This window comes from Micromonospora sp. NPDC047738 (assembly GCF_040642675.1).
GTDB lineage: Bacteria > Actinomycetota > Actinomycetes > Mycobacteriales > Micromonosporaceae > Micromonospora.
The window spans coordinates 137,300-157,400 of sequence record NZ_JBEYSO010000007.1; the positions used below are offsets into that span (position 1 = coordinate 137,300).

The 20,101-nt window shown below is 71.7% G+C and carries 18 protein-coding genes; 13 read left to right on the forward strand and 5 right to left on the reverse strand.

Features of this window, described 5'->3' with window-relative positions:
• Positions 1–51 precede the first annotated feature (51 nt).
• Both cysD and cysN read left to right on the forward strand, forming a co-directional pair.
• Complete coding sequence (cysD, locus tag ABZ783_RS14175; RefSeq protein ID WP_357437490.1) at positions 52–963, forward strand: sulfate adenylyltransferase subunit CysD; 912 nt, start codon at positions 52–54, stop codon at positions 961–963.
• The gene (cysN, locus tag ABZ783_RS14180) at positions 963–2,273 is read left to right on the forward strand and encodes a sulfate adenylyltransferase subunit CysN (RefSeq protein WP_357437493.1); all 1,311 of its coding nucleotides are present in this window, start codon (positions 963–965) and stop codon (positions 2,271–2,273) included. Before cysD ends, cysN begins: the two co-directional genes overlap by 1 nt.
• A 50-nt stretch (positions 2,274–2,323) precedes the next feature.
• On the opposite strand, the gene ABZ783_RS14185 is transcribed toward cysN, so the two are convergent.
• The 3 genes from ABZ783_RS14185 to galE are packed head-to-tail and all read right to left on the reverse strand — an operon-like array spanning position 2,324 to position 4,597.
• A complete protein-coding gene (locus ABZ783_RS14185; RefSeq protein WP_357437496.1) occupies positions 2,324–2,458 on the reverse strand; it encodes a hypothetical protein in 135 nt (44 codons plus the stop codon).
• Positions 2,459–2,477: 19 nt separating this feature from the next.
• A complete protein-coding gene (galK, locus tag ABZ783_RS14190) occupies positions 2,478–3,671 on the reverse strand; it encodes a galactokinase (protein WP_357437499.1) in 1,194 nt (397 codons plus the stop codon).
• On the reverse strand, positions 3,668–4,597 hold the full coding sequence (galE, locus tag ABZ783_RS14195) for a UDP-glucose 4-epimerase GalE (protein ID WP_241825708.1): 930 nt from the start codon (positions 4,595–4,597) through the stop codon (positions 3,668–3,670). Before galE ends, galK begins: the two co-directional genes overlap by 4 nt.
• 226 nt (positions 4,598–4,823) lie before the next feature.
• On the opposite strand from galE, the gene ABZ783_RS14200 reads away from it, so the two are divergent.
• The 6 genes from ABZ783_RS14200 to ABZ783_RS14225 all read left to right on the forward strand — a co-directional run bounded on the left by ABZ783_RS14200 (position 4,824) and on the right by ABZ783_RS14225 (position 9,443).
• Positions 4,824–5,834 (forward strand): hemolysin family protein, encoded by a 1,011-nt coding sequence (locus ABZ783_RS14200; protein WP_357437502.1) that lies wholly within the window; start codon positions 4,824–4,826, stop codon positions 5,832–5,834.
• Positions 5,835–5,867: 33 nt separating this feature from the next.
• Positions 5,868–6,893 (forward strand): tryptophan--tRNA ligase, encoded by a 1,026-nt coding sequence (gene trpS / locus ABZ783_RS14205; RefSeq protein WP_357437504.1) that lies wholly within the window; start codon positions 5,868–5,870, stop codon positions 6,891–6,893.
• Between the two features lie 60 nt (positions 6,894–6,953).
• Entirely contained in the window at positions 6,954–7,499 is a 546-nt protein-coding gene (locus ABZ783_RS14210; RefSeq protein ID WP_357437507.1) for a 2'-5' RNA ligase family protein, read from the forward strand.
• A gap of 53 nt (positions 7,500–7,552) precedes the next feature.
• Entirely contained in the window at positions 7,553–8,488 is a 936-nt protein-coding gene (locus ABZ783_RS14215; RefSeq protein WP_357437510.1) for a YhjD/YihY/BrkB family envelope integrity protein, read from the forward strand.
• 1 nt (position 8,489) lies between these two features.
• Positions 8,490–8,858 (forward strand): GntR family transcriptional regulator, encoded by a 369-nt coding sequence (locus ABZ783_RS14220; RefSeq protein WP_357437513.1) that lies wholly within the window; start codon positions 8,490–8,492, stop codon positions 8,856–8,858.
• A 141-nt stretch (positions 8,859–8,999) separates the two neighbouring features.
• Complete coding sequence (locus ABZ783_RS14225) at positions 9,000–9,443, forward strand: hypothetical protein (RefSeq protein ID WP_073839946.1); 444 nt, start codon at positions 9,000–9,002, stop codon at positions 9,441–9,443.
• Positions 9,444–9,614: 171 nt separating this feature from the next.
• Here the strand turns inward: ABZ783_RS14225 and ABZ783_RS14230 are convergent, their stop codons facing one another.
• Positions 9,615–11,249 (reverse strand): glycoside hydrolase family 13 protein, encoded by a 1,635-nt coding sequence (locus ABZ783_RS14230; RefSeq protein ID WP_357437516.1) that lies wholly within the window; start codon positions 11,247–11,249, stop codon positions 9,615–9,617.
• A 347-nt stretch (positions 11,250–11,596) separates the two neighbouring features.
• Positions 11,597–12,682, reverse strand: coding sequence for a LacI family DNA-binding transcriptional regulator (locus ABZ783_RS14235; RefSeq protein WP_357437520.1), 1,086 nt, complete (start codon positions 12,680–12,682; stop codon positions 11,597–11,599).
• Between the two features lie 197 nt (positions 12,683–12,879).
• Here ABZ783_RS14235 and ABZ783_RS14240 point away from each other — a divergent pair, with 197 nt between their 5' ends.
• The 5 genes from ABZ783_RS14240 to ABZ783_RS14260 all read left to right on the forward strand — a co-directional run.
• Positions 12,880–14,130 carry a maltose ABC transporter substrate-binding protein gene (locus ABZ783_RS14240; RefSeq protein WP_357437523.1) on the forward strand — a complete coding sequence of 417 codons (1,251 nt, stop codon included), beginning with the start codon at positions 12,880–12,882 and terminating at the stop codon, positions 14,128–14,130.
• Positions 14,130–15,770, forward strand: a complete 1,641-nt coding sequence (locus ABZ783_RS14245; protein ID WP_357437525.1) for an ABC transporter permease subunit — start codon at positions 14,130–14,132, stop codon at positions 15,768–15,770. Before ABZ783_RS14240 ends, ABZ783_RS14245 begins: the two co-directional genes overlap by 1 nt.
• Positions 15,767–16,678: a sugar ABC transporter permease gene (locus ABZ783_RS14250; RefSeq protein ID WP_357437529.1), complete on the forward strand. Its 912-nt coding sequence runs from the start codon at positions 15,767–15,769 to the stop codon at positions 16,676–16,678. The genes ABZ783_RS14245 and ABZ783_RS14250 overlap by 4 nt, the downstream gene beginning before the upstream one ends.
• A 141-nt stretch (positions 16,679–16,819) precedes the next feature.
• Positions 16,820–18,634, forward strand: a complete 1,815-nt coding sequence (locus ABZ783_RS14255) for a glycoside hydrolase family 13 protein (RefSeq protein ID WP_357437531.1) — start codon at positions 16,820–16,822, stop codon at positions 18,632–18,634.
• A 193-nt stretch (positions 18,635–18,827) separates the two neighbouring features.
• The coding region (locus ABZ783_RS14260) for a hypothetical protein (protein ID WP_357437534.1) at positions 18,828–20,101 on the forward strand (1,274 nt) is incomplete at its 3' end.

The window sequence follows — 20,101 nt, forward strand, 5'->3', positions numbered from 1 at the left end:
GGAAAGGTCTGGAATCCCGATGTGCGGATCTGAGCGAATCGAGTTCGTGTCATGACGGCCCCGGCCGCGTACCGGGTCTCCCACCTCGACGCGCTGGAGGCGGAGAGCATCTTCGTGATGCGCGAGGTCGTCGCCGAGATGGAGCGGCCGGTGCTGCTCTTCTCCGGCGGCAAGGATTCGATCGTGATGCTCCGGTTGGCCCAGAAGGCGTTCGCCCCGGCCCACATCCCGTTCCCGGTGATGCACGTGGACACCGGGCACAACTTCCCCGAGGTCCTGGAATACCGGGACCAGCGGGTCGCCGAGCTCGGCCTGCAGCTCATCGTGGCCAGCGTGCCCGAGGCGCTGGCCAAGGGGCTGGTCCGTGAGTCGGCGGACGGGATGCGCAACCGGATCCAGACGCCGGTGCTGCTCGACGCGGTGGAGAAGCACCGCTTCGACGCGCTCTTCGGCGGTGCCCGCCGGGACGAGGAGAAGGCCCGGGCCAAGGAGCGCGTGTTCAGCTTCCGCGACGAATTCGGCCAGTGGGATCCGAAGAACCAGCGCCCGGAGTTGTGGGCGCTCTACAACGGTCGGCACCACCCGGGCGAGTCGATCCGGGTGTTCCCGTTGTCCAACTGGACCGAGCTGGACGTCTGGCACTACATCGCCCGGGAGCGGATCCCGCTGCCGTCGATCTACTACGCGCACGAGCGTGAGGTGATCGAGCGGGACGGCATGCTCTACGCGGTCAACGAGTTCTTCCGGGCACGCGCCGGTGAGGATTCGTTCAAGGCCCAGGTGCGCTACCGGACCGTGGGTGACGCCTCCTGCACCGCGGCGGTCCGCTCAGAGGCGGACACGGTGGAGAAGGTGATCGAGGAGGTGGCCGCCACCCGGATCACCGAGCGCGGTGCGACCCGCGGCGACGACCGGGTCAGCGAGGCCGCCATGGAGGACCGCAAGCGGGAGGGCTACTTCTGATGAGCGCGGAGACGCTGGCGCCGGACGCGACGGCCTCCGGGCCGGAGGTCCGGCAGATGGACCTGCTGCGGTTCGCCACCGCGGGCAGCGTCGACGACGGCAAGTCGACCCTGATCGGCCGCCTGCTGTACGACACGAAGTCGCTCTTCACCGACCAGCTCGCCGCGGTCGAGGCGGTCAGCGCGGCCCGGGGCGACGAATACACCAACCTGGCGCTGCTCACCGACGGCCTGCGGGCCGAGCGGGAGCAGGGCATCACCATCGACGTGGCGTACCGCTACTTCGCCACGCCGCGGCGGAAGTTCATCATCGCCGACACCCCGGGGCACATCCAGTACACCCGGAACATGGTCACCGGCGCCTCCACCGCCGACCTGGCGCTGATCCTGGTGGACGCGCGCAAGGGCCTGGTCGAGCAGTCCCGCCGGCACGCGTTCCTCTGCTCGCTGCTGCGGGTGCCGCACCTGGTTCTCTGCGTCAACAAGATGGACCTGGTCGACTGGTCGCAGGAGGTGTTCGAGCGGATCGCCGACGAGTTCACCGCGTTCGCCGCGAAGCTCGACGTGCCGGACCTGACCGTGGTGCCGATCTCCGCGCTGAAGGGCGACAACATCGTCGCCCGCTCGGAGAACATGCCCTGGTACGAGGGGTCGTCGCTGCTGCACCACCTGGAGCGGGTGCACATCGCCTCCGACCGCAACCTGGTCGATGTGCGCTTCCCGGTGCAGTACGTGATCCGGCCACAGTCCACCACCGTCACCGACTACCGCGGCTACGCGGGTCAGGTGGCCTCCGGGGTGCTCAAGCCCGGCGACGAGGTGATGGTGTTGCCGTCCGGCTTCACCAGCCGGATCGCTTCGGTGGAGACGGCCGACGGCCCGGTGAACGAGGCGTTCCCGCCGATGTCGGTGACGGTCCGGCTGACCGACGAGATCGACATCTCGCGCGGCGACATGATCTGCCGGCCGAACAACGCCCCGGCGGTCGCGCAGGACATCGAGGCGATGGTCTGCTGGATGGACGAGACCCGCCCGCTGCAGGTCGGCGGCAAGTACGCCATCAAGCACACCACCCGCTCGGCGCGGGCGATCGTGCGTGGGCTGCACTACCGGTTGGACATCAACTCGTTGCACCGCGACGAGGCGGCCGGCGAGCTGAAGCTCAACGAGATCGGCCGGGTGCGGCTGCGCACCACGGTGCCGCTGCTCGCCGACGAGTACCGCCGCAACCGCACCACCGGCGGCTTCGTCATCATCGACGAGACCACCAACCGGACCGTCGGCGCCGGCATGATCGTCGAAGCCACCTGACCCCACCCCACCCCCGCCCCCACCCGGCCGGCCCCCATTCGCCAGGTTGATCAATTTGCGTCAAAGTCGATCTTCGCTTGAGGCGCAAACTTCTTGATCAACGCTGTGTCGGCGCGGCGGCGGAGCTGCCACCAGAGCCGGAACGCCAGCACCGCGCCCGCCGGGATCAGCAGCAGGGTGGCCACGCCGCCGGCCGGACTCTCCTCAATCGAGGCGGGTGGCGCCGCCGACCGGGAGGGCGGTCAGGGTGCCGGGGGCGGCGAAGCCGCGCTCGGCGTACGCGGCGGTGACGGCGTCGGCGACCGCCGGTGCGCGGTCGGCGTCGACCAGGGCGAGCACGCAGCCGCCGAAGCCGCCGCCGGTCATCCGGGCGCCGTACGCCCCGGCGGCGAGGGCCGCCTCGACCGCGGTGTCCACCTCCGGCACGGTGATCTCGAAATCGTCGCGCATCGAGGCGTGCGAGGCGGTCAGCAGGGGGCCGATGTCGCGTACCCGGCCGGCGCGCAGCAGCGCGACCGTGTCGAGCACCCGCTGGTCCTCGGTGACCACGTGCCGGACCCGGCGTCGGGTCTCCTCGTCGGGCAGCCTCGCCAGCGCCGCGTCGAGGTCGGCGACGGCCACGTCGCGCAGGGCCGGCACCCCGAGGATCCGCGCCGCCCGCTCGCACGACGCGCGGCGGGCGGCGTACTCGCCGTCGGCGTGCCGGTGCGGGGCCCGGCTGTCCACCACCAGCATGGCCAGCCCGGCCGCCGCCAGGTCGAAGGGGATCTGTTCGACGTCCTCGGTGCGACAGTCCAGGAAGAGGGTGTGCCCCGGGCGCCCGCGGATCACGGCGGACTGGTCCATGATCCCGGTGGGCGCCCCGACGTAGTCGTTCTCGGCCCGCTGGGCCAGCCGCGGCCACCGGTCGGCCGGCAGGTCCAGCCCGCCCAGCTCGACCAGGGCGGCCAGCACCGCCGCCTCGACGGCCGCCGACGAGGAGAGCCCGGAGCCGACCGGCACGTCGGAGGCGACGGCGAGCCGGGCCCCCGGCACCCGGTGCCCGGCGGCCCGCAGCGCCCAGACCACCCCGGCCACATAGGCGGCCCAGCCGGTGACCCGGCCGGGCTCGTCGGCCTCGGCCGGGCCGAACTCGACCGGCTCGTCGGCCAGCTCCGACCAGACCGTCCAGCGTTCGTCGTCCCGCGGGGCGGCGGCGACCACGGTACGCAGCGGCAGCGCGAACGGGAGCACGAAGCCCTCGTTGTAGTCGGTGTGCTCGCCGATCAGGTTGACCCGACCGGGTGCCGCCCAGCGGCCGGCCGGCTCCCCGTCGTACCGCTGCCGGAAGCCGGCGGTGGCGCGGGCGGCGACGTCGCCGGACGGCGCGGTGGCGGTGGTGGGGGCCGCGGTGGTCACCGCTGTCCCAGGACGTGCGCCTGGTAGAAGGCCCAGGCGTCGCCGACCATGTCGTGCAGGGTGGGCTTCTGCGGCACCCAGCCCAGTTCCTCGCGGGCCAGCGCGGAGGAGGCGACCAGCTCGGCCGGGTCACCCTCGCGGCGGGGGGCCACCTCGACCGGTACGGGTTGGCCGGTGACCTCACGGACCACCTCGATCACCTGGCGGTTGGTGAAGCCGTTGCCGTTGCCGAGGTTGTAGATCAGGTGCCGGCCGGGGACGGCGGCGGTCAGCGCCAGCAGGTGCGCCCGGGCCAGGTCCTCGACGTGGATGTAGTCCCGGATGCAGGTGCCGTCGACGGTGGGGTAGTCGTCGCCGAAGAGCTGGAGCTTCTCGCGCCGGCCGGCCGCCACGTCGAGGGCGAGCGGGATGAGGTGGGTCTCCGGGTCATGCCGTTCGCCGATGGCCTGCCCGTCGTGCAGGTACGCCCCGGCGACGTTGAAGTAGCGCAGCGAGACGGCGGCCAGGTTGTGCGCGATCGCCTCGGAGGTGAGCGCCATGTCGACGGCCAGCTTGGTCGCCCCGTACGTGTTGGTGGGGGCCTTCACGGCGGTCTCCGGGATGGGCACCTCGCTCGGGTTGCCGTAGACGGCGGCGGTGGAGGAGAAGACCAGCCGGGGCACCCGGGCGGCGCGGGCCGCGTCGATCAGGGCGAGCGAGCCGACGGTGTTGGTCGCCCAGTAGAGCTCCGGCTTGACCATCGACTCGCCGGCGGCGATCAGCGCGGCGAAGTGCAGCACGCCGTCGAAGCCGGCGTCCGGGGTGAGCACCCGGGCGACCTCGTGGACCGGCAGGTCGACGTGGGTGGCCTCGGGGGCGAGGGCTGCTCGGTGGCCGGTGCGCAGGTCGTCCAGGACGGTCACCTCGTGGCCGTGGTCCAGCAGCATCCGGGTCACCACGCTGCCGATGTAGCCGGCGCCGCCGGTGACGAGCAGTTTCACGTCGGGTCCTCCTGCCTGGCCGCGCCCCGTGGCGGCCGTCCGTGGTCACCCTAAGGCCGCCGGTTGGGCCGTGGCTGTGCATGGCTTCCTGCCATTCCACCATGACTCGCCATGATTGAACAGATCCGAACATTGCCCGCCGCCCGGTTGCCCGCTGTCTACCATCCTTGTCATGCGGGAGGCAGGCGGCCGCGGGCCCCGGCGACGACCTCCGGGGCGACCGCGACGCGAGCCCGGCCCCCTCGCGCGCACCGTGGCCCGGCTCGTGGTCCGCGCCGCCGACGGCGCCACCCGCCTGGTCACCGACCTGCTCGGGGCCAGTCCGACGGCCGGCCGCGAGCGGATCAGCGAGGCCGAACTGCGTGACCTGGTCGCCGCCAACACGGTGCTCGACCCGGACGAGCGGCGGATCATCGACGAGGTGCTGGTGGCCGGGGCGCGCCTGGTCCGCGAGGTGATGGTGCCGCGCACCGAGGTGGTGTTCCTGTCCGCCGGGCTCACCGTTGCCGAGGCGGAGCGGTTGGTCCGGGTCGCGACCCACACCCGCTACCCGGTGGTCGACGGCACCCACGACGACGTGGTCGGCTTCGTGCACCTGCGCGACGTGCTGCTCCGCCCCGAGCGCGAGCGCCACGGCACGGTCGGTGAGCTGATCCGCGAGGTGAAGCGGTTGCCGGGCAGCAAGCGGGTGCTGGCCGCGCTCACCGAGATGCGCCGGGAGGGGCACCACCTGGCCGTGGTGGTCGACGAGTACGGCGGCACCGCCGGCATCGTCACCTGCGAGGACCTGGTGGAGGAGCTGGTCGGGGAGATCCACGACGAGTACGACGGCCCACCCGACCCGGCTCACGCCGGCCTGCCCGCCGTGGTCGACGGCCGGCTCAACCTGGCCGACTTCGCCGAGCGCACCGGGGTGCCGCTGCCCGCCGGGCCGTACGAGACGGTCGGCGGGTTCGTGATGGCCGCCCTGGGCCGGCTGCCGGTGGCCGGGGACGAGGTGCCGGTGGCCCCGGGCGGGCCCGACCCGGACGACCCGCCGGGCGGCTGGCTGCTGCGGGTGCTCGCGCTGGACGGGCGGCGGGTGTCCCGGCTCGCGGTCGCCGCCGCGCGGCTGCCCGAGCAGCGGCGTGAGGTCCCGACCCCGGTCGCGCCCGCCGAGCGCCGACCCGCCGGCCCGTCATGACGTACGCCGGGCCTTGCTGACAGAATTGCCGGCATGCCCGACGTACCCGCCCGCCCCCGCGTCTTCTCCGGCATCCAGCCGACGGCCGACTCGTTCCACCTCGGCAACTATCTGGGTGCGGTGCGGCACTGGGTGGCCCTGCAGGACAGCCACGACGCCTTCTACTGCGTGGTCGACCTGCACGCGATCACCGCCGGGCACGACCCGAAGGTGCTCAAGCAGCGCTCCCGGATCGCCGCCGCGCAGCTCTTCGCCGTCGGGATCGACCCGGAGCGCAGCACCCTCTTCGTCCAGTCGCAGGTGCCCGAGCACCCGCAGCTGGCCTGGGTGCTCGGCTGCATCACCGGCTTCGGCGAGGCCAGCCGGATGACCCAGTTCAAGGACAAGTCGCAGAAGCAGGGCAACGAGCGGGCCAGCGTCGGCCTCTTCACGTATCCGATCCTCCAGGCCGCCGACATCCTGCTCTACCAGGCGCACGCGGTGCCGGTCGGCGAGGACCAGCGGCAGCACCTGGAACTCTCCCGCGACCTGGCGCAGCGGTTCAACACGCTGTTCGGCCCCACCTTCACGGTGCCCGCGCCGCACATCGTCAAGGACACCGCGAAGATCACCGACCTGCAGGACCCGACGGCCAAGATGTCGAAGTCTTCCTCCTCGCCGGCCGGCATCATCGACCTGCTGGAGGATCCGGCCCGCTCGGCCAAGAAGATCCGCTCCGCGGTCACCGACACCGGCCGCGAGATCGTCTTCGACGCCGAGGGCAAGCCGGGCATCGCCAACCTGCTCTCCATCTACTCGGCGCTCTCCGGTCGCAGCATCGACGATCTGGTCGCCGCCTACGACGGCAAGGGCTACGGCGACCTCAAGAAGGACCTGGCCGAGGTGGTCCGGGAGTTCGTCACTCCGATCCAGGAGCGCACCCGCGGCTACCTGGACGACCCGGCGCAGCTCGACAAGCTGCTCGCCCAGGGCGCCGAGAAGGCCCGGGCGGTCGCCGCCGCGACGCTGCGGACGGCGTACGAGCGGATCGGGTTCTTCCCCCCGGTCCGCTTCGAGTAGCGGCCCGGGCGCGACGGGAACGGGTGGACGCAGTCGGTGGCCGGAGGGGTGGCGCGGAGCGTGGATCGCAGGGACGGGGCGCCGGACGCCGACGACTCCATCCAGATCGGGATCGCGGTGGACATCCCCGAGCCGTGGGGTGGGATGCTCACCCGCCGCCGGGTCGAGGCCGGTGACCCGCAGGCCGTCCCGGCCCACGTCACCCTGCTCGGGCCGACCGAGATCCCGGTACGCGCGCTGCCCGCGGTCGAGGCGCACCTGGCCCGGGTGGCCACCACCCACCTGCCGTTCACCCTGCACCTGCGGGGCACCGGCACCTTCCGCCCGGTCACCCAGGTGGTCTTCGTGGCGGTGGCGGCCGGGATCAGCGAGTGCGAGCTGCTCGCCGCCGCCATCAACGCGGCCCCCGAGCTGCACCGGGAGGCCCGCTTCCCGTACCACCCGCACGTCACGGTGGCCCAGGACGTTTCGCCCGAGGTGCTCGACAAGGTGTACGAGGATCTGGCCGACTTCTCGGCGCTGTTCGAGGTGGAGGGGTTCACCCTCTTCTCGCACAGCGGGGCCACCCGGTGGCAGCCCCGCCGCGACTTCCGGTTGGGCGGTTGAGCTGAGCGCGTGGCCGGCCCGCGGTCGGGCGGGGAATCGGTGAGGATGACGTGGTGAACGTGCTCGGCCGGATCGAGGCCGCGGTGGGGCGCCGGATCGACGTGGCCCGGCACCGGTCGGCGGCCTTCGACCACCTGTGGCGGGCCGGGGCACTCTACGCCGAGGTGCTCGGCGGCCGGCTCGCGGCCGCGATCGCCTACTACGGCTTCTTCGCGGTCTTCGCGCTGGCCCTGGTCGGATACTGGGTCCTCGGCGCGATCATCGAGGACAACGACGAGGTCAGCAGGGCGGCGGCGGATTTCCTCCGGGAGAACCTGCCGTTCCTCAAGCCGGACCAGATCGAGCAAAGCAGCGGCACGGTCGGGGTGGTCGGCCTGGTCATCCTGGTCATCACCGGGATCGGCTGGGTGGAGGCGATCCGCTCCTCGCAGCGGCTGATGTACGGCTTCAACCAGCAGCCCGGCAATCTGGTGGTCCGCCGGCTGGTCGACCTGGGCGTGCTGGTGGTGGTCTTCCTGATGCTCGGCATCTCGGTCGCCGCCGTCGACGCGCTGGAGTCGCTGCTGCGCTTCCTGCTGCGCAGCACCGGGTCGGTCGGACTGACCACGGTGAGCGCCGTGCTCAGCGTCGTGATCAACGCGGTGCTGGCGGTGGCGCTGCTGGTGGCGGTGCCCCGGCTGCGGATGAGCCGTCGCCGGCTGCGGCCGGTGGTGCTGGTGGTCGCCGTCGGCATCACCCTGCTGAACACGGTCGGTCGCTACTACGTGATGCGCACCGAGCGGAATCCGGCGTACACGGTGGTGGCCACCGCGGTGGGGCTGCTGCTCTACCTCTACCTGCTCAACCAGTTGGTGCTCTTCGGCGCGGCGCTGGCCGCCACCAGCCGGTACGGCCGGGTGGTGGACCTGGCCGAGGGCGGCGCGGCCCGCGAGGTGGACGTGGAGGCCGACGAGGTGCCCGAGCCGGGTACGCCGGGAGGAGCGGGCTGAGATGCGGATCCGGATCGACCCGGGCTCGGCGGTGCCCCCGTACGAGCAGGTGCGCGGGCAGCTCGCCCAGATGATCGGTGACGGCCGGTTGCCGGTCGGCACCCGGCTGCCCGCGGTCAGGCAGCTCGCCGGCGACCTGGGCCTGGCGGTGAACACCGTCGCCCGGGCGTACCGGGAGCTGGAGGGGGCCGGGCTGGTGGAAACCCGGGGGCGGCACGGGACCGTGGTGGCACCGGGGCGCGACGACGCCGCCGACCGCCTGCACCGCGCCGCCACCGAGTACGCCGCCGAGGCGGTCCGACTGGGCGTCCCACCGGACCGCGCGCTCGCCCTGGTCCGCGCCGCCCTCGACGCCACCCGTCCGGCCTGACGTCGGCGGACCCCCGGGCAGGGCCGCCGCGGGCTCGACCGGGTCCGCTCGCTCCCGGGAAATGGGCCTCCCGACATGCGGAGACCACACTTTCCGTGAATCTGCGCGGATCTGCCGGGCGGGAGCGACCATGATGGGCCGGTGGGCGCACTCGTGACACTCGACCTGCCGGACGACTCGCCGATGCTCGGCCTGCCGTGGATCATCACCTTCGGCCCGCTCGGTGACGCCGACGAGTGGGAACCGGTGGTCTGCGGCCCGTACGAGCGGCCACACGCGCTGGCGCTGGCCGAGGCGGTGGTGGCCGAGGAGCAGCTGATGGCGGTGGTCGAACCGCTGCTGCCGGCGCTGACCGCCGAGGAGATCCGCGGCGAGATCGCGGCGTCCCAGCTCGCCGCCGAGGAAGAGACGGCCCAGGTCGACCAGGCGGACCTCTACGGCGACTTCGAGGACACCATCGACGAGGAGTTGGAGCTCGCCGCCGAGCAGGAGCCGGCGGCCGAGCCGGTGACCCCGCCCAGCCGGGACGAGGTGCGGGCCGGTTTCGCCCGGATCGCCGAGCTGCTCACCAGCAAGGGGGACTGACCTCGCTGGACCGGCGCTGAACGTGGCGTCCCAGATGGACACCGACGCCTCGGGGAGCGGACTCCCCGAGGCGCCGGCGCCACCTCACCCCCCACCACAAGGGGTCGGTAGCCCAGCCGCCCGTCGGCGCGGAGCACAACGGACGACCAGGTCAATGGCGGGTTACCCGGCTCAGCGCCGTTCGAACCACGCAGCCGCGTCCACCGGCAGGACGTGCCCGTCGCCCTGCTCGGTGAGGTCGGCGCTGGCGACGATCGGCCGGCCGTGGCCGGCGACCGTGACCTCGGCGCCGCTGATGTTGATCACACAGGTGAACTCGGCGTCCCCGGCGGTACGGCGAAACGCCAGCACCCCGGGCTCGGTCTCCAGCCAGGTGATGCCGTCGGTGCCGGCCAGCGCCGGGTGCTCGTGCCGGATCCGCAGGGCCGCCCGGTAGAGCTCCAGCGTCGAGCCGGGCACCCCGGTCTGGGCGGCCACCGACAGGGCCCGCCAGGTCGTCGGCGCCGGCAGCCAGCTCAGCTCGCTGCCGGCCGGCCCGAAGCCGTACGGGGCCAGCTCGCCGCTCCACGGGATCGGCACCCGGCAACCGTCCCGGCTCTCGCCGGTGCGCAGGAACGCCGGGTCCTGGCGCAGCTCGTCGGGGAGGTCCAGCACCTCGGGCAGGCCCAGTTCCTCGCCCTGGTAGACGTACGCGCAGCCGGGCAGGGAGAGCATCAGCAGGGCGGCGGCCCGAGCGCGGCGCAGGCCGACCTCGCCGTCGCCGTACCGGGTGACGTGCCGCTGCCGGTCGTGGTTGGAGAGGACCCAGGTGGTCGGCGCGCCGACGATGGTCGACTCGGCGAGCGCGGTGTCGATCACCTTGCGGAACGAGTCGGCCGACCAGGTGGCGTCGAGGAAGTCGAAGCTGAACGCCTGGTGCAGCTCGTCCGGGCCGATGTAGCGGGCGAGGCGCTGCGGGGTCTCCGCCCACGCCTCGGCCACCGCCATCCGGCCGCCCGGGTAGCTGTCCAGGATCGGCCGCCAGGCGCGGTAGATGTCGTGCACCTCGTCCTGGTCGAAGTACGGCAGCCGGCCCTTGCCCAGCAGCTCGGACTGGCGCTGGCCGGTGGTCATCGAGTTGAAGCCGACGTCCGGCAGCCCCTCGGCCTTGATCATCCCGTGCGCCACGTCGATCCGGAAGCCGTCCACACCCCGGTCGAGCCAGAACCGCAGGATGTCCTCGAACTCGGCGCGTACCTCGGGGTGGCGCCAGTTCAGGTCGGGCTGGGCCGGGTCGAACAGGTGCAGGTACCACTGGCCGTCGGCGACCCGGGTCCAGGCGGGACCGCCGAAGATGCTCTCCCAGTCGTTCGGCGGCAGCTCACCCGCCTTGCCCTGGCCCTCGGCGAACAGGTAGCGCTCGCGCTCGGTCGAACCGGGGCCGGCCGCGAGCGCCGCCTGGAACCACGGGTGCGCGCTGGACGTGTGGTTGGGTACCAGGTCCGCGATGATGCGCAGGCCCAGGGCGTGCGCGTCGGTGATCATCGCGTCGAAGTCGGTGAGGGTGCCGAAGAGCCGGTCCACGTCCCGGTAGTCGGCCACGTCGTAGCCGGCATCCACCTGCGGCGAGGTGTAGAACGGCGTCAGCCAGAGCGCGTCGACGCCGAGGTCGCGCAGGTACGGCAGGCGCTCCCGGATGCCCTGGAGGTCGCCCACGCCGTCGCCGTTGGCGTCTGCGAAGCTGCGGACGTAGACCTGATAGACGACCGCGGATCGCCACCAGTCGTCGTCGGAGGTCAGCGGCGTGGGGTTGGTGGCGGCGGTCATCGGTGACGATCCCCGTTCTCTGTCGCGGGAGGGCAACACCCCGCGCGGTGTGGGTGACGGCGCGGTGTCTGAGCAGGATGCCGCCCGAGCGCTGCAAGAGTCAAGCATTCCTTGCGCAAGAAATGACAGCAGGAGCGCGGATCGGACCCATCTCCCACCCCCACCCGTCCCACCAAACGGGACCCACCAACCCGCACGCCACCCGAGCCGTGGACCGCGACGGCAGGCCCGCGCGGGTCCGCCTGCCGTGATCCACTCCGGTTCGCCGAAGTGACGGTGTTCGCCGGCCGGGACCGCGCCCCCTCGCCGACCTGGTGGCGTCGAACCACCGCCGCTCGCTCGGCGGGTCAGGCCGGAACGGCGAGGGAGGAGGCCGCCGGACGCTGGCGCCCGGGTCCGCCGCCCGGGTCGGCGTCGGCCGGGCGGACCACGGCGGTGGAGCCGCGTACCACCAGCTCGGGGCGGAACAGGTATTCGGAGTGCGGGGCGGGATGCCCGTTGATCTCGTCGACCAGGGCCCGGACCGCGGCCACCGCCATGGCGGCGACCGGCTGGCGCATGGTCGTCAGTGGCGGGTCGGTGAAGGCCATCAGCGGGGAGTCGTCGTAACCGACCACGGAGACGTCGTCGGGGACGGCGAGCCCGCGCTGGCGGGCGGCCCGGATCGCGCCGAGCGCCATCAGGTCGGAGCCGCAGACGATGCCGGTCACCCCGCGCTCGATCAGCCGGCCGGCGGCGGCCTCCCCGCCCTCGACGCCGAAGAGGGAGAGTTCGGCCAGTTCCCCGACCTCCACCTCGGTCGCGCCGGCCAGCCGGGTCAGGGCCGTCCGGAAGCGGGCCACCCGGCGCTGCACCGGCACGAAGCGGTCCGGGCCGGTGATCAGGCCGATCCGCCGGTGGCCGAGCGCGACCAGGTGGGCGATGGCCAGCTCGGTGGCCTCCCCGTCGTCGCATGAGACGAAGGGTGCCGCGATGCCGGGCGCGTACCCGTTGATCATGACGATCGGCAGCGGTCGGGCGATCAGCGCGCGGTACCGATCGTGGTTGGCGGCGGTGTCGGCGTGCAGGCCGGAGACGAAGACGATCCCGGACACCTGCCGGTCCAGCAGCATCTCGACGTACTCGTCCTCGGTGACGCCGCCGGGGGTCTGGGTGCAGAGCACCGGGGTGAAGCCGCTCTGCGCCAGAGTGGACTCGATGATCTGGGCGAAGGCCGGGAAGATCGGGTTGTCCAGCTCCGGCACGACCAGGCCGACCAGGCCGGCGCTGCGCTTGCGCAGCCGGGCGGGGCGCTCGTACCCGAGCACGTCGAGGGCGGTGAGGACGGCCTGCCGGGTCTCCGGGGCCACTCCCGGGCGGTCGTTGAGCACCCGCGACACCGTGGCCTCGCTGACTTCGGCCTGTTGGGCGATGTCGGACAGTCGAGCGCGCATGGCGGCACTTTAGCTCACGGGAAAGTTCTTGCGTACACTCCTGCAATACCTTCCATTCTCTGCAACGCCTTGCTAACGTCCCCGCAACACGCGAGAGCAGCGGCGCGGCACCCAGCGCCGGTCAGCAAGAAATTTCAGAGGTTTCCACTGGCGGGCCGCCCTTCCCCCGGCGGGCCGCCATGACGACAGGAGTACCGATGCGCATCCGTACCGCGGGTGTGGTCGCTGTCCTCGGCCTGGCGCTCGCCGCCTCGGGCTGCGGTGGCAGCGACAGCGACAAGCCGGCCGCCAAGGAGTCCGCCAAGGCGGCGGGCGGCAAGCTGGTCATCTGGGCCGACGACAAGCGGACCGCGGCGCTCAAGCCGTTCGCCGAGGAGTTCGGCAAGGAGAATGGCGTCACCGTCGAGGTCAACGCCGTCTCCAAGGACCTGCAGACCAACTTCGTCACCGCCTCGCAGCAGGGCAGCGGCCCGGACGTCGTCGTCGGCGCGCACGATTGGATCGGCAACCTGGTCCAGAACGGTGCCATCGACCCGGTGCAGCTCGCGGCCGACCAGAAGGGCGGGTTCAGCGAGGTCGCCGTCAAGGCCGTCACCTTCAACGGCCAGCTCTACGGCGTGCCCTACGCGCAGGAGAACCTGGCGCTGATCCGTAACACCGAGCTGGCCCCCGAGGCCCCGAAGACGATCGAGGACCTGGTCGCCGCCGGCAAGAAGCTCAAGGCCGAGAAGAAGGTCAGCGAGATCCTCTGCCTTCAGGTCGGCCAGAACGGCGACGCGTACCACATCTACCCGCTGTACACCTCGGCCGGCGGCTACCTCTTCGGCACCGCGGCCAACGGCGACTACGACCCGAAGGACCTGGGCGTGGGCAAGCCGGAGTCGATCGCGGCCTTCCAGAAGATCGGGAAGCTCGGCGAGAAGGGCGAGGGCGTGCTGAAGCGCTCCATCGCCGACACCAACTCGATCGCCAACTTCACCGGCAAGAAGTGCGCCTACCTGGTCTCCGGTCCGTGGGCGACCGCCGACGTGAAGAAGGCTGGCGTCAAGTACGACATCTCCCCGGTCCCCGGCTTCGCCGGCGGCAAGGAGGCCCAGCCGTTCGTGGGCGTGCAGGCCTTCTACGTAGCCGCCAAGGGCAAGAACAAGGCCCTGGCCCAGGAGTTCGTGGCGAACTACGTCACCAAGCCCGATCTGGCCGTGGCCCTGTACCAGGCCGAGCCGCGCCCGCCGGCGCTGACCGCAGCGCTGGACCAGGTCAAGGGCACCGACCCGGACCTGGCCAAGTTCCAGGAGGCCGGTAAGAACGGCCAGGTGCTTCCGGCGATCCCGGCCATGGCCGCGATCTGGGACCCGTTCGCCAAGGCGGAGGCCGCCGTCATCGGCGGTGCCGACCCGGCCACCACGATCACCGCCGCCGGCAAGACCATCGCGGGTCAGATCAAGTAATGAGCACGTCGCTGTCCGGCCCGGGGTCTGCCAAGCAGGCCCCGGGCCGGGAGCCCGTTCGCCGCGGGCTCCCGCCCAAGTCCCGTACCACGCGGAACCACGCGCCGATCACCGCGACCGGCCTCCTCGTCAAGGTGATCCTGCTCGGCCTGGTGGCCGGGATCGCGATCTGGGCGGCGTTCCCGCTGATCGAGGCCGAGCACTGGATCGGGCTGGCGATCCTGGCGATCACCACCGCCGGTCTGTTCTACCTCTACCTCGGCCGCCGGCACGTCCCGGCCAAGTACCTGGTCCCCGGCACGCTCTTCCTGATCGCCTTCCAGGTCTTTCCGGTGCTCTACACCGCGAGCACCGCGTTCACGAACTTCGGCGACGGCCACCGCGGCAGCAAGGACGACGCGATCGTCGCCATCCAGAGCTCCTCCGTGCAGCAGGTCCCCGGCTCCACCGAATACTCCCTCTCCATCGCCACCACGGGCGATCCGGCCGCCGACCCGCTGGTCTTCCTGTTGACCGACCCGAAGACCAAGGAGGTCTCGGTCGGCGACGCGGGCGGGCTGCGCAAGCTCGACGCCGGCCAGGTCACCGTCAGCCCGACCGGCAAGGTCACCGCCGCCGACGGCTACACGGTGCTCAACTTCGGTCAGGCCAGCGTCCGGAGCAGGGAGATCACTGACCTGATCGTGCCGACCTCCGGCGGCGCCATCCGCTCCAACGGCCTGTCCCGCGCCTATGAGGGCAAGGCAATCCGGGCGTACGACACGGGCTGCGACTGCATCAAGGACGGCGAAACCGGTAAGACCTGGACCGCGGACGAGGCGACGGGCTCCTTCGTCGCTGCCGACGGCGAGCGCCTCGCCCAGGGCTGGAAGGTCAATGTCGGCCTGGCGAACTTCACCCGGGTGCTCACCGACGACAACATCTCCGGGCCGTTCCTCGGCACACTGATCTGGAACTTCGCCTTCGCGATCGCCTCCACCGGCGGGACGTTCGTCCTCGGCCTGCTCATCGCACTGGCGCTGCACTCGCCCCGGATGCGGGGCACCAACCTCTACCGGGTGCTGCTGATCCTGCCGTACGCCATGCCGTCGTTCGCGATGCTGATGGTCTGGCGGGACATGTTCAACACCGACTTCGGACTGCTCAACAACCTGTTCGGGCTGGGCGTCGACTGGTTCGGCGGAAGCTGGACCGCCCGCTTCGCGGTGATCCTCGTGCAGCTGTGGCTCGGCTACCCGTACATGTTCCTGGTCACCACGGGAGCGCTGCAGGCGATCCCGCGCGAGCTGACCGAGGCGACCTCGGTCGACGGCGCGTCCCCCTGGCAGTCGTTCCGCGCGGTCACCCTGCCGCTGCTGCTGGTCGCGCTCTCTCCGTTGCTGATCTCGTCGTTCGCGTACAACTTCAACAACTTCAACGCGATCTACCTGACCACAGAAGGGGCGCCGTTCCCGGCGGACAACCCGACGAACGGCGCGACCGACCTGCTGATCACGTACACGTACCGGCTCGCGTTCGGCGCGCAGGGCGCGGAGTTCGGGTTCGCGGCAGCGATCTCGCTGTTCATCTTCACCATCGTCGCGGTGGTGTCCGCGGTGAGCTTCCGGCGCACTCGCAAGCAGGAGGAGGTGTACTCGTGACCACGTCCACCGCCGTCCCGGCCACGCGGAACCCGGCCGGCACCGCCCGCCGGCGGGGCAACCGCTGGCTGACCCAGGTCGGCTGGCGGCACCTCGTCGGCGTGCTCGGGGTGCTGTTCAGCCTCTTTCCGATCGTGTTCGTGCTCTCCGCCGCGCTCAACCCGCTGGGCACGCTGTCGTCCACCGAGCTGGTGCCGACTGCGGGGGTGACGTTCGACAACTTCGGCGAGCTGTTCCAGCGCACCGCGTTCGCGCGCTGGTTCCTCAACTCGCTGCTGATCGCCGGGGTCGCGTCCTTCGCGTCGGTCTTCCTCTCGGCGCTGGCCGCGTACGCCTTCTCCCGGATGCGCTTCCGGGGCCGGCGGGTCGGGCTGCTCTCGCTGCTGCTGATTCAGATGTTCCCGCAGTTCCTGGCGATCGTGGCGATCTTCCTGATCTTCGGCACCATCACCGAGCTGTGGCCCGGGATCGGCTTCAACACCCCGTGGGGCCTGCTGCTGCTCTACATGGGTGGCGCGCTGGGCGTGAACACCTGGCTGACGAAGGGCTTCTTCGACACCCTTCCCCGGGAGTTGGACGAGTCGGCCACCATGGACGGCGCCAGCCACTCCCAGGTGTTCTTCCGGATCATGCTGCCGCTGGTGGCCCCGATCCTGGCAGTGACGGGCCTGCTGGCGTTCATCGGCACGATCAACGAGTTCCTGATGGCGAACGTGTTCCTCACCAGCACCAACTCGAAGACCCTCGCCGTCGGCATGTACGGCATGCTTCAGGGCAACGAGCGCAACGTCAACTTCGGGATCTTCGCGGCGGCGACCCTGCTCACCGCGATCCCCACGGTGCTGGTGTTCCAGTACCTCCAGCGCTACATCGTCTCCGGCCTCACCGCCGGAGCGGTCAAAGGCTGAGCCTCCTCGGCTCACGCTGCGGCAAGGGCGTCGGGTGGACGTACACCGGAGCGGTTCACGGGCTGACCGCCGCGGTTGGAGAGACCGGCCGCGGCGGGCGACCCTTCCCCTCCCCGTCCGGACGACGCGAAAGGTCTTGCCATGTCCCTCCAGCCGCACCACGACGGATCCGCCACCTACGTGCCGGAGCAGGAGCCCGCGCTCGGGCAGCGCGTCCCGGTATTCGTCCGGGTGCCGGCCGGCATCGACGTCCACCAGGTGCACGTGCGGACCACCGGCGACGGCGAGCCGCGGTTCGCCGAGGCCGTGGTCGACCGCACCGAGGGCGGTGACGTGTGGTGGCGGGCCGACGTCGAGGTCCGCAATCCGGTCAGCAACTACCGGTTCCTGCTCGACGGGCGGGCGGGCTACCGCTGGCTCAACGCCGCCGGCCTGGTCGACCACGACGTGCCGGACCACGGCGACTTCAAGCTGGTCAGCTACGCTCCGCCGCCGGCCTGGGCCCGGGACGCGGTGATCTACCAGATCTTCCCGGACCGGTTCGCCCGGTCCGCCGCCGCCGACGGCCGGACCCCACCGGAGTGGGCGATCCCCTGCGACTGGGACACCCCCGTCGTCGGGCGCGGGCCGGAGACGCCGCGCCAGTTCTACGGCGGTGACCTGGATGGCGTCACCGAGCACCTGGACCACCTGGACCGGCTCGGCGTCAACACCGTCTACCTCACCCCGATCTTCCCGGCCCGCTCCAACCACCGGTACGACGCGTCCAGCTTCGACACCGTCGACCCGCTGCTCGGCGGGGACGTCGCCCTCGCCCGGCTGGCCGACGCCGTGCGCGCCCGGGGCTGGCGGCTGCTCGGCGACATCACCAGCAACCACACCGGCGACGCCCACCACTGGTTCACCGCCGCCGCCTCCGACGTCACCGCGCCGGAGCGGGAGCTGTACTACTTCGACGAGGCCACCGGTGACTACGAGTCCTGGAACGGGGTCAAGTCGCTGCCGAAGCTCAACTGGGGCAGCGCCGAGCTGCGCCGCCGCTTCGCCACCGCCGAGGACTCGCTGCTGCGCCGCTGGCTGCGCCCGCCGTACGGGCTGGACGGCTGGCGGGTGGACGTGGCGAACATGACCGGCCGGCGAGGTGCCGACGCGTACACCCACGAGGTGGCGCGCCTGCTGCGCGAGGTGGTGGCCGAGACCCGGGCGGACGGGCTGCTGCTGGCCGAGCACGGCCACGACCACACCGGCGACCTGGACCGGGACGGCTGGCACGGCACGATGAACTACGTCGGCTTCACCGACCCGGTCTGGTCCTGGCTGCGCCACGGCGACGACCCGCTGCCGAACTTCCTCGGCACGCCGGGCGGGGTGCGGCGGCGGGACGCGGGCACCGTGCTCGCCACCATGAACAGCTACCGGTCGCTGATCTCCTGGCGGTCGTACGTGCACTCGTGGCAGCTGCTCGGCTCGCACGACTCGGCCCGGATCCGGACGGTGGTCGGTGACGCGGCCCGGCAGGAGGTGGCCGCCGGGCTGCTCGCCACCATGCCGGGCACCCCGGTGGTCTTCGCCGGCGACGAGCTGGGGCTGACCGGCACGAACGGGGAGGGGTCGCGTACCCCGATGCCGTGGCACCGGCCGGAGAGCTGGGACCGGCGCACGTTCGAGGCGTACCGGTCGTTGCTGGCGCTGCGCCGCGGCGAGCCGGCGCTGCGGCACGGCGGCCTGCGCTGGCTGCACGCGGACGCCGACACCCTGGTCTTCCTGCGCGAGGCGCCCACCGGCACGGTGCTGGTGCTGGCCCGCCGCGCGGCCGGCACCCCGGTGCGGCTGGCCGGCCTGCCGGCCGGGGAGAACGCGTACGGCGGCGCGCCCGCCCTGCGGCCCGCCACCGACGGCGTGGTGGCGCTGCCCGCCGACGGCCCCACCTTCCAGGTCTGGCGGCTGAACGGCTGACGGAATCCTCCATCACTCATGGTTGCCACGTCGTCGCTCATTGACACAATCGATCGACGGCTGCGAGTATCGACTTCTGTGATAGCTCTGGCTCGCGGGGGAGTCGAGATCTGTCGGCCGGACAGCGGGGCCGGCCCGTTCCCGGAACGGTCCGGCCCGACCATCCCCCGGGCCACAAGGGGATGGAGACCTTATGGCTGCACCCATCGCAGACCTGTCTCAACTCGCTATCGTCCTGGCCGTCCTCGCGTTGCTGATCGTCCGGGCGCGACGACGCGGCTCCCGATTCCGCCAGGCGTTGTTCGTCGTGGGGGCCGGCCTCTGGCTGGCCCTCGCAGCGGGGAGCATGTGGACAGTCAGCCAGGCCACCGCGGCACAGACGGTCGCCGTGGTCGACCCCGGGAATCCCTGCGCCAGCGGGCAGACCCCGAAGCGGTTCAACGTCTCGCTGATCAACATCCCGATCTTCCTGAACCGGTTCGGGGATGTGGTGCCAGAGGGGCGGATGTACGTACTGGACGGCGACATCTCCGCGGTCCGGTCGTCGTTCACGCAGGCCGCCAACCCCGCCAAGGCGGGGGAGACGGACCTGATCGAACCGCTGACCCTGCGGGTCAACCAGGGCGACTGTGTGGAGGTCCGGTTCACCAACCGGCTCAACGAGGCGGCACCCTCATACACCCGGAACAACTCGATCTTCACCTTGCCGGGCGAGGTGCTCAGCGCGCCCGGCACCGTGACGCCGAACCCCCGGGAGTTCGCGCCGGCCGCCACCACGCCGGACAACGACTTCGACCCGAGCGCCGCGCCGAACGCCTCGATGCACTTCGACGGGCTCGACTACGACGTCACCGGCTCCGATGGCACGGTCGTCGGCAACAACCCGGACTCCACGGCGGCGCCCGGGCAGACCGTGATGTACCGGCTCTTCGCACAGACCGAGGGGGAGTTCCAGTTCAAGGACGGGGCGGACTTCTCGTCCCAGCAGACCCGACCGGTGGACGCCAACGGCAAGGTGCGGTTCATCGGCTCGCACTCGTTCGGGGCGTTCGGCGCGATCGTCGTCGAACCGCCCGGCGCCACCTGGGTGGACGCCCGCACCGGGGAGCCGCTCGCATCCGGTACCCGGGCCGTGATCAAGCAGCCGGACGCACCGGATTTCCGCGAGCACGTCGTTTTCATGCACGACGAGGTGGAGGCCGAGCCCGGCATCCTAACCCGGTTCTGCCGTACCGAGTCTGGTGGCGAGCAGGGCGGCAACGAGTGCGTCGCGCCGAGCGCGGCGCAACTGGAGAAGCTGACCAAGGGCACCCTACCCGGCCTCGGCGGCGGCGACGCGGACGCTCTGGTGCAGGGCGAGATTCCGGTGAAGCCCGGCATCCTAACCCGGTTCTGCCGTACCGAGTCTGGTGGCGAGCAGGGCGGCAACGAGTGCGTCGCGCCGAGCGCGGCGCAACTGGAGAAGCT

Bases quoted from the DNA above. Each gene is read 5' to 3' on its own strand.
- ABZ783_RS14245 (WP_357437525.1), top strand. From the start codon at position 14,130: ATGAGCACGTCGCTGTCCGGCCCGGGGTCTGCCAAGCAGGCCCCGGGC.
- ABZ783_RS14220 (WP_357437513.1), top strand. From the start codon at position 8,490: ATGCGGATCCGGATCGACCCGGGCTCGGCGGTGCCCCCGTACGAGCAG.
- ABZ783_RS14235 (WP_357437520.1), bottom strand. From the start codon at position 12,682: ATGCGCGCTCGACTGTCCGACATCGCCCAACAGGCCGAAGTCAGCGAG.
- ABZ783_RS14255 (WP_357437531.1), top strand. From the start codon at position 16,820: ATGTCCCTCCAGCCGCACCACGACGGATCCGCCACCTACGTGCCGGAG.
- ABZ783_RS14230 (WP_357437516.1), bottom strand. From the start codon at position 11,249: ATGACCGCCGCCACCAACCCCACGCCGCTGACCTCCGACGACGACTGG.
- cysN (WP_357437493.1), top strand. From the start codon at position 963: ATGAGCGCGGAGACGCTGGCGCCGGACGCGACGGCCTCCGGGCCGGAG.
- trpS (WP_357437504.1), top strand. From the start codon at position 5,868: ATGCCCGACGTACCCGCCCGCCCCCGCGTCTTCTCCGGCATCCAGCCG.
- ABZ783_RS14240 (WP_357437523.1), top strand. From the start codon at position 12,880: ATGCGCATCCGTACCGCGGGTGTGGTCGCTGTCCTCGGCCTGGCGCTC.
- ABZ783_RS14200 (WP_357437502.1), top strand. From the start codon at position 4,824: ATGCGGGAGGCAGGCGGCCGCGGGCCCCGGCGACGACCTCCGGGGCGA.
- cysD (WP_357437490.1), top strand. From the start codon at position 52: ATGACGGCCCCGGCCGCGTACCGGGTCTCCCACCTCGACGCGCTGGAG.
- galE (WP_241825708.1), bottom strand. From the start codon at position 4,597: ATGCTGCTGGACCACGGCCACGAGGTGACCGTCCTGGACGACCTGCGC.